The 8,787-nt window shown below is 36.1% G+C and carries 8 protein-coding genes and 1 pseudogene; 3 read left to right on the top strand and 6 right to left on the bottom strand.

The annotated features are described in order from the left end of the window. The 4 genes from AC1DPQ_RS09715 to AC1DPQ_RS09730 all read right to left on the bottom strand — a co-directional run. The coding region (locus AC1DPQ_RS09715) for a PKD domain-containing protein (protein ID WP_477609036.1) at positions 1 to 2,071 on the bottom strand (2,071 nt) is incomplete at its 3' end. A 248-nt stretch (positions 2,072 to 2,319) separates the two neighbouring features. Further along, positions 2,320 to 2,532 (bottom strand): hypothetical protein, encoded by a 213-nt coding sequence (locus AC1DPQ_RS09720; protein WP_477584703.1) that lies wholly within the window; start codon positions 2,530 to 2,532, stop codon positions 2,320 to 2,322. 57 nt (positions 2,533 to 2,589) lie between these two features. Next, entirely contained in the window at positions 2,590 to 2,730 is a 141-nt protein-coding gene (locus AC1DPQ_RS09725) for a Sec-independent protein translocase subunit TatA/TatB (protein ID WP_083505447.1), read from the bottom strand. Between the two features lie 476 nt (positions 2,731 to 3,206). Further along, positions 3,207 to 4,061 (bottom strand): HD domain-containing protein, encoded by an 855-nt coding sequence (locus AC1DPQ_RS09730; RefSeq protein WP_477609037.1) that lies wholly within the window; start codon positions 4,059 to 4,061, stop codon positions 3,207 to 3,209. Between the two features lie 225 nt (positions 4,062 to 4,286). On the opposite strand from AC1DPQ_RS09730, the gene AC1DPQ_RS09735 reads away from it, so the two are divergent. Both AC1DPQ_RS09735 and AC1DPQ_RS09740 read left to right on the top strand, forming a co-directional pair. Then, positions 4,287 to 4,940 (top strand): TetR family transcriptional regulator C-terminal domain-containing protein, encoded by a 654-nt coding sequence (locus AC1DPQ_RS09735; protein ID WP_477586045.1) that lies wholly within the window; start codon positions 4,287 to 4,289, stop codon positions 4,938 to 4,940. Between the two features lie 7 nt (positions 4,941 to 4,947). Continuing rightward, a complete protein-coding gene (locus AC1DPQ_RS09740; protein WP_477609039.1) occupies positions 4,948 to 6,252 on the top strand; it encodes an ABC1 kinase family protein in 1,305 nt (434 codons plus the stop codon). 379 nt (positions 6,253 to 6,631) lie between these two features. Here AC1DPQ_RS09740 and AC1DPQ_RS09745 read toward each other — a convergent pair whose 3' ends face one another. Further along, positions 6,632 to 6,988, bottom strand: a complete 357-nt coding sequence (locus tag AC1DPQ_RS09745; protein ID WP_477585739.1) for a response regulator — start codon at positions 6,986 to 6,988, stop codon at positions 6,632 to 6,634. A gap of 270 nt (positions 6,989 to 7,258) precedes the next feature. Here AC1DPQ_RS09745 and AC1DPQ_RS09750 point away from each other — a divergent pair, with 270 nt between their 5' ends. Continuing rightward, positions 7,259 to 7,861: a GIN domain-containing protein gene (locus AC1DPQ_RS09750; protein ID WP_230151009.1), complete on the top strand. Its 603-nt coding sequence runs from the start codon at positions 7,259 to 7,261 to the stop codon at positions 7,859 to 7,861. Positions 7,862 to 8,099: 238 nt separating this feature from the next. On the opposite strand, the pseudogene AC1DPQ_RS09755 reads toward AC1DPQ_RS09750, so the two are convergent. Next, a pseudogene (locus AC1DPQ_RS09755) lies at positions 8,100 to 8,787 on the bottom strand (hypothetical protein); the annotation flags it as partial.

Below are 8,787 nucleotides of genomic sequence, written 5' to 3' on the forward strand. Positions count from 1 at the left end.
CAATAGTCCCAGTGCCTTCTATCGTCGATTTTTCTGTCAAAATAATCGGTCTGCCTGCACACAAACCTTTCACATCAAAATCGGATAAAGGTTGAGGGTTAATTACAATTGGAAATGCTGAAGATGTTTCCGAACATTTAGAATCTGTTATGGCCGTTAAAACCACATTATAAGTACCTGGGCGATCGTAAACATGAACAGGGTTCTGCTCAGGAGATGTTTTTCCATCACCAAAGTCCCATAACCACTGTGTAATGCTTCGCGAATTTGAATTGGATGTACTTTTATCAGTAAATTGAACACCATTGGATTGACAACCAGTAGCGGGTAATTCGAATGCGGCAGTAGGCTGATTATCAACCGAAAAATCTATAATCAATTCTTCTGTATTGCCACAATTATCGGCGTTGGGCTTAGTTGCAATTACTTTAAACTGATAATCACCGGGGTTTGGATAATTCAGGTCGTTAGGGTACTTGTAGGTGTAATAAGTATTATTATCATTTGGTCTGGTAAAGGTATTTATTGCCACCGGATTATCATCAGTAAAACTCGCTGCCCCCTCAATTTCCCAGTCTATTTTAATAGCCTGGTAAGGTAAATTTATAGTTAAACTGATGGGCTCCCCTAAACAACCGCTGCTAATGGGTTGTCCCGTAACTGTACTGGTAGGCTGAAAAGTAAAGTTCTGAATATTTGCTCCAGCTAAGTATGCGTAAGACTCTACCGTCCCATAGCCATACGAAATTGCTGAAAAACCACCTGCTGCAGATAACCTATGCTGGGGCTGCGTATTGGTCACATCAATTACAGCATAGCTAAATACATTATCAATAGCTGTAAAATTACTTACTGGGTTACCATCCAGCCTAAACGAAGCTATATCTGCTGTTTTAATAATTACATTGAGATAGTATCTGGTGATCTGCGTAGGAACCCCTACTGATCCCAAATCAGAGAAAACCGTTATATTATTTAATGTTTGCTCTACAGGGTTAAGCACGGTTATTTCAGGATCGCCTGGAAATTGCGCTTGATTGGTACCTGTTCCATTGTTTTGATTGCAAGTTTGCGAAGTTTGGTATTGCGCAACAGCAATTGGTTTAGAGCCAGAAATTATATTTGCTGAAGTAGAAAAAAAGGTAACTACCGCTCCCTTATTATATGGATTAGAAAGCGGGGTTCCATTGGCGCTTGTAGTACTCCCATTAACGGTTAATATCGTATTATCGTCAGCTACAATTATCCTCATAATATCGGTATTACCATGAAGAGTATTATAAAAAGGTGCAGTTACAAAATTTTTCCCCCATGCAGAAACTGGAAAAATCTGCTGATACAGGTTATCGCCACCACTCGGATTGCGGCTATTACCTTCATTACAAAATGCTGCCCAGGTATTACCTGTAAATACGGCTACAGGGTTACAGTTCAAGGCTTTAATGTGGCTTCCTGTTAAATCACCAACTGATTGATATTGATAAACATCGCCTTTATTTAACTTAATGGTAAAAGTCGTATTGGCGGTTCTTCCTCCATATCTTTCGTTTTGTTTAGGCGTAATCTCCACATCTGTATTATCAACCGTTCCTACAATTGTAAATTGAGAAAAGCCTTGTTGATTTCCATGGTTTTCGTAGCTAAAGGCATAATATTCTTGTCCAAGTGTGTTTGTTGGCAATACTAAAGTACCACCCGTACGGGCATTATTAGAAATGATACTATACAATGATATTGCTTTAGTGGTAACTACATTAATGGCTTTATTTGGCTCTATTAAATTGGAGCTCCCCATTAATACGGCATAGGTATTTGGATTGATTACAAATGGCAAACAGCTATTGGCCGGAATAGTGGCACCAACCGGAGACACCAAAACGCCCCCAATATAAACCTTATATCCGGTAGCCTGATCTGTAGATAAAAACAGCGTTAACCTGGAGTTATTACCATCAATATGCCCTGCATAAGGAACATAAAAATCTTTTCCCTTATTTGATGTATTTTGAGCAAAAGACAAAGATGTTGCAAAAAGCAAGATAAGCAAAACCAATAAACAATGCCTGCTCATTACCTATCAGTTTAATTTGAAAACGTTATACATGTTTGTTTGATTAGATATGCAATATACTATTAATCAAATCACAAGAAAAAACAATTGGTGCAATTTTAACACTTTTAAGCGAAAAAATCACCTTTCGTGTAATAAACCAGAGCAGTGGTGTAAAAAAGTTTTACATAAATGTATAATTCTTATGAGAAGAATTAATAAGATAAAACCAAAAAGCCACCTATTAAAAGTGGCTAAATGATAAAAATTCAGTTACTACCCTGATCGGACTGATCGCCGCTACCGTATTTTGCAGAGAAATCTTTGGCTTTTTCGTCTGCAGCATTATCGTTATGCTCTTCAGGCTCCAGATTTTCATCCAAGCGGTCATTCCAATCATTTATTCCTTTAACCGGATGTTTTGCATTATCTTCTGTAAAATCGGATTTTGATTTAGCCAGATCTTGTTTTTGATTTTCCATGTTAGCGTTTATTTTAGTTAAAACAGCGCCATTAACAGAAAGTTTTGTTTGTTACAATTATTTAACCGGAGGTTCGTCTTTGGCATCTTTAAATTCTTTCACACTTCTCCCTATTCCTCTCATCAATTCAGGCAATTTTTTGCCACCAAAAATAAGCAGAATAACCACTCCTATTAAAATAATTTCTATTGCAGACATATTTTTATATTTTTCACAATATACGTTAATTCTTCTGAAATGGTTTGGTTGATTGGTTCAATTAGCCATTGGTTTTATTCTCGTTATATAGGAAAGCTCTTGAAACAAGTTACCATTGATAGACTTTCAATAAAAAGAATCGTCATCTCGACTGGAGCGCAGTCCCGAACTTTCGGGAGAGAGATCTATCTTGACAGATTTAGCTTCGCTGAGCACTTCGTGGTTCTCGACTGCGTTGCACTCCGCTCGAAATGACGAATCTTGGGGGAGCTATCTCTTTGAATTTCTATGTTATTTAAATTGATTTTTATACAATAAATTATCTCTCAGGATGACTAAGCGAGGGATAAGCTTTGTTATTGCGTATCCGTGCCAAACTTGTTCATTGGTTCATAACCATTGATCTATAAGTTACAAGAAAGATCCTGAAACAAGTTCAGGAGGACGAAACGACGTAAAACATCAACTCCTAAACACTAAACCATCAAAGCATTCAAAGTTCTTTTTTTTATCTTTGGCACCGCTCCATGGCGCATAAATTCGGCGAAACCTTTTAACTGTTTGATTGATTTAATGGCTTCATATCCTTCATAAGAAGTTCTGATTTTGTTTAGCAACATGGTATCTGTTTTAAACATATCACTTTCAACCAACACCCCTTTATTCAGAAATTTCTTAATTAATTCGGCCATTTTGCCGTTGGCGTAAAGGTGAAGCGGCAGTTTAAACACTTCATTATTCAGTTTTTCAAAAGCTTCATTAATCCAAGCCACCTCAGTTTCTGCATTCACCGCTATTTTCCCATCCTTCAACACAATGGAAGTCAAAAATTCGCGGGCACGCTGACGGGAAATTACCCCACCATGAATACCGTCACGCAAAGTGTAGTCCAAACGATCGGCACAGAGCGATGGCAATGGCTGTTCTAAAATATCAAACGTACCATACAGAATCTGGTTAACATTGTATCCATAATTTAACAGCACATCAGGCACTTCCGATCTGCATAAAACTTCGGCGAAAACCTTTTCATGATAGTCTTCATCTGTATTGTCGAAAACATAATCGCCCACATGAGAAAAAGCAGTATGCGAAATATCGTGTAGCAACCCCGCAATTTGTTCCAGTTCCGAACCACCAAGCATCCTGATCAACATGGTAACTCCTATGGCATGCTCCAACCGCGAATGGCAGATATCCGGATTGACCAAAAATATAGCACCGCTTTGATGAATTCCGCCTAACCTTTTTAAAGCATCGGTATTTAACAGATCAGAAAATACCATTGGCAGTTCCATTTTGCCATATAAAAAATCGTTTACCTGGATCATCTTGCTTTATTTAGTTATAAGGAATACTCAGAAACAAAAATACTAATTATTTTAGTTTTTTCTTAAAAAATTATCAACATTAAAACTCACAAAAAACTAAAATAATTAGTCAAAAAATCAAATTCAAATATTTTGAAAGCTATTATTACAATTTCATGATCAACAAAAAACCAACTGCAAAAACAAGCCAATAAATTAAACGTTATAATTGTAAAAAACAGGTATATGGCAACTGCTCAGCAAATTAGAAAAGCATATTTAGATTATGTTTTAACAAACAATGAAAAACCAAAATCGGTTTATGTTTTTGTGAAAAAGCTTAAAATTACCGAGGCCGATTTTTATCAGTTTTTCTCTTCTTTTGAAAGCATTGAAAAAATAATCTGGTTCGAACTTACTTTCGAAACCATTAACAAAATTAAAGAGCAGGAAGTTTGGCCCCAATATACAGCCAGAGAAAAAATGCTTTCTTTCTTTTACAGTTACCTCGAAAACCTGAAGAACGAACGCAGTTTTGTGATTTACAGCTTAAAGAATCACCGTGGTAAATTTTCTACTCCCGATGTACTTGCTGGCGTAAAACCTATTTTCGAAAACTTTGCACAAGAAATTATTGAAGAAGGTTTAGATAGTGGTGAGCTTGCCGAGCGCCGCTTTCTAAGTAAAAGATACAAAGATGCCTTATGTATCCAGTTTGCATTTATTGTTAATTTTTGGATCAACGATGATAGTGAAGGTTTCGAAAAAAGCGATGAGGCCATCGAAAAAGGCATTAATGTAACTTTCGATCTTTTTCAGCATTCGCCAATTGATAATTTATTGGAATACGGGAAGTTTTTATCCAGGAATGGGAAGTTTGCAGAAAAGATGAGGTTTTAAATACCAGATGAAGACACAAAAAAGTATTCCAACTACAAAGGTAGAACGTTCGGCAAAATTTGTTAAAACAGGTATTCAGATCGGGGGCAACTACATTAAGCATTATTCAAAAAAACTGTTTAACCCTGAAATGGACCGAGAACAGCTTAACGAGGACAATGCAACCGACATATATAAATCGCTGAGCGAATTAAAGGGCAGTGCCTTAAAAATCGCACAGATGTTGAGTATGGATAAGAATATCCTGCCGAAATCTTACGTCGATAAATTTACCCAATCTCAATACAATGCTCCACCCCTTTCAGGTTCGTTAATTGTTAGAACTTTCACCAAAAATTTCGGTAAAACACCTGAAAATATTTTCGATAGTTTTAACTTAAGCTCCAGTAATGCAGCTTCTATTGGACAGGTGCATCAAGCGATGCTTAATGGTAAAAAACTCGCCATTAAAATTCAATACCCTGGTGTTGGAGACAGTATTTCTTCTGATCTGAAACTGGTAAAACCTTTCGCTTTCCGTTTATTGGGCATGTCGGAAAGGGAATTGAATATCTATATTAAAGAAGTTGAAGAACGTTTGCTCGAAGAAACAGATTACGAACTGGAAGTTAAACGTTCTATCGAATTTTCAGAAGCCTGTAAAAACCTCGATCATGTTGTATTTCCAAAGTACTATCCAGAATTATCCGGAAAGCGGATCATTACCATGGACTGGATTGATGGTTTGCATTTAAAAGAATTTTTACAAACAAATCCTTCTCAGGAATTACGTAATAAAATCGGACAGGCGCTGTGGGATTTCTATAATTTCCAACAGCATGAGCTAAGGGCTGTGCATGCGGATCCACATCCTGGAAATTTTATGATTACACCGGATGAAAACCTTGGAGTAATTGATTTTGGATGTATAAAAGAAATGCCTGATGATTTCTATTACCCGTTTTTCGCCTTAATTTCTACTGATGTAATTAATGATAAAAATAAAACGATARATGCATTTAGAAAACTGGAGATGATCCATGCCGACGATTCTCCTGAGCAGATTGAGTTTTACCATAAATCGTATAGGGAGATGATCAGTCTATTCGCCAAACCCTATACCAGTAAATTTTTCGATTTTAGTAAACCTGATTTTTTTGAGCAACTATATATCTATGGCGAAAAAATTTCTAAAATGCCAGAATTTAAACAGGCTCGTGGCGTAAAACATTTTATTTACGTTAACCGGACTAATTTTGGGTTGTATACGATATTACATGAATTAAAAGCAACGGTTAAAACAGATACGTTTAAGCCTAATGTAACTGCCTAGAGAAATTCATTTCGATAAATCGTCATTAACAACCTGATTCGGAATCTTAATACAATAAGCTTTAAGATTGTGCCTGCGCCTATCTTGTGGGCACATCTTTTGCAATATTCTTAGCATTGACTGTCATTGCCAGCTTGACTGGCAATCTTAATGCAACAAGAAAGGTTAGTGAGCAATATTTGAAGCTTTAGGATTCCCGTTTTCACGGGAATGACGCAAGATGAATAGAATTGTGTCTACGCGACCGGCCTGCGCGGGAATGACGACTGCCCTAATAGAGAATCTATCATTGATAGCGTAGTGAGAAATCTATTGGCTTAAATCTAAATAATGTAACTTATAGATTTCACTCCCGAAAGGTCGTCATTTCGATAAAAATCTAGCTGTTTTTCTTCACTACTTCAACCAAGTGATCGATATCAAACGGTTTTTCGATATAATCATCAGCTTTGCATTCTTCTGCCTGTTGAGGTAAGTTATTTGACGTTGAAGTTAACACAGCCGATACATCTTCTGTTTCAGGGTCAGATTTAAGTTCTTTAATCACCTGTGATCCTCTCTTTTTTCCCTTAATGTGATCATCCACAATCACGACATCGGGTTCAATTTGGTCTATTTTATCTATAGGCTCAGTTGTTAATGATGCCGTAACATCAAATCCCTCCTCTTCCAGTACATGGTCCATTATATCAAGGATATCTTTATTATCCTGAACAAGCACAACCTTTTTCTTCATAAATAAACAGACTAAAATTCTCAATAAATATAAAGAAAAAGACTAGATCAATAAAAAATCTTAAAATATTTTACAAATGCTTGGTAAAAGTTTCAAGTTTTCGTCTTGAATTAATGCCTGTTCGTCGAGTATTAACTATCGATTGTATAAAAACGCAACATTGCCTGCAACGTTTTTCATTTCACTGCGTCTTATCATCAAAACTATAACAAAAAGACTTAAACATTTAAATAACAATTAATTAACATTTAATTATTAAATAAAAATATTATGAAAACCTCAATCAAAACCTTAATCGCCACTTCATTAACAGCAATCGTTCTATCATCAGCTCTATTTACGACAAGCGTTTCTGCAACAGAAAAAGAGCCAGATGCAATTTTAAAAATATCAGCTTTTAAAAGAATTTCTGTAAAAGGAAATGTAGAAGTAACCATTATCCAGCGGAGTAACCCAGGCATTTCTTACACTGATGATAACACAGGAACAGCAAAAGTGATGCAGGATGGTGATAATTTAAAAATTACTTCAACCAGTACCGAAAAAGCAAAACTAACTGTTTATGTAAACGATTTTTACAGAATAGAAGCATCAGAAAATGCAATTGTTAAAACTGAAGGAAAACTAAAAACTAAATATCTTCAGATCTTTTTAAAAGGAAATGCACATGCCGAAATCAATACCAGCTCAGAAGGTTTGTACACTGTAATTGCCGATAATGCAGATTTAAAATTAAGTGGTTCAACTGATCAACATACTTTGGTTATGGGTAAATCACAAAAATTAACCATCGATAGATTTGCTGCTTTAAAAACGAACATCAGCTCTGTAGAAACTTTTGCAATTGAAAAAGAAATTGCTGCAATCAAATAATAAAAACGCACAAATGAAATAAGGCTTTCTGATCTGATCAGAAAGCCTTTTGTTTTAAACATAATATAGTACAAACTTCTAAGGAGGCTGTATCATAAATATAGCTTGTCATCCTGAGCCTGTCGAAGGACCTGTTTAAATACTTCGCAAGACGTTTCGAAAGCTCAACGTGACAAGTTCGAGTGGAATCAAAATTTATGATACAGCCTTTAACTTGTAGCGTCACTGATCTGTAGTTTTAGTGTTGTAGCACTTTCGCGATTTCCTTCTCGATGGATTTGATCTCTTTAGGTTTAAGTTTTTTAGCAGCATCTGTTTTACCTGCTACTTTACTTTCCAGATATTTTACGCCTACCCTTAAAGCTTTTAACCCGGAAACACCTTGAAGTTCATCTAATTCAAGTTGCTCTAAATCGTCGTTTAAATAGCCTTGAACCTGCATATATTTAATGTACTCCATATATTCTTTGGCTTCTTCAGGATTGAAATAAACCATTGCGATTTTATGGGGCTGTGTTAAACGTTCGGTTGTACCTTTAACCAATACTTTATCAATACGTTTTTTAACWACTTCGTAACGGATGTTGTAAGCACCTTCTACATCAAAACGGCGTTCATCGTTCCTAAAGCTAATATCAATTGCATTTGAGTGGATAAAGATCAGCTGTGTGGTTTCTAATGCACGGGGCATTTCGCCAATTAAGCCTTTCGATAAACGTGCGATATCGACCATTGAAGTTAACTGCCAAAGACGGATATTTTTGAGATACAACAAATCAAATGGCCGATCTGGTGCAATTTCCTGTCCGATGTAAATATCGTACTCCACTCCATCAGTTCTGAATTTGGCAAAATAACAAGGGTATGAAGCCTGTAAATTAGCCTGCGATTTTTCGAGGTACTGACTCACTTCGGTATTGATCAGC

The sequence above is a fragment of the Pedobacter sp. 01T416_2 genome, assembly GCF_056398925.1.

Excerpts from the sequence above, each read along its gene's own strand:
- AC1DPQ_RS09720 (WP_477584703.1), bottom strand. The coding sequence starts at position 2,532 with ATGGAAAATCAAAAACAAGATCTGGCTAAATCAAAATCCGATTTTACA.
- AC1DPQ_RS09745 (WP_477585739.1), bottom strand. The coding sequence starts at position 6,988 with ATGAAGAAAAAGGTTGTGCTTGTTCAGGATAATAAAGATATCCTTGAT.
- AC1DPQ_RS09725 (WP_083505447.1), bottom strand. The coding sequence starts at position 2,730 with ATGTCTGCAATAGAAATTATTTTAATAGGAGTGGTTATTCTGCTTATT.
- AC1DPQ_RS09750 (WP_230151009.1), top strand. The coding sequence starts at position 7,259 with ATGAAAACCTCAATCAAAACCTTAATCGCCACTTCATTAACAGCAATC.
- AC1DPQ_RS09730 (WP_477609037.1), bottom strand. The coding sequence starts at position 4,061 with ATGATCCAGGTAAACGATTTTTTATATGGCAAAATGGAACTGCCAATG.
- AC1DPQ_RS09735 (WP_477586045.1), top strand. The coding sequence starts at position 4,287 with ATGGCAACTGCTCAGCAAATTAGAAAAGCATATTTAGATTATGTTTTA.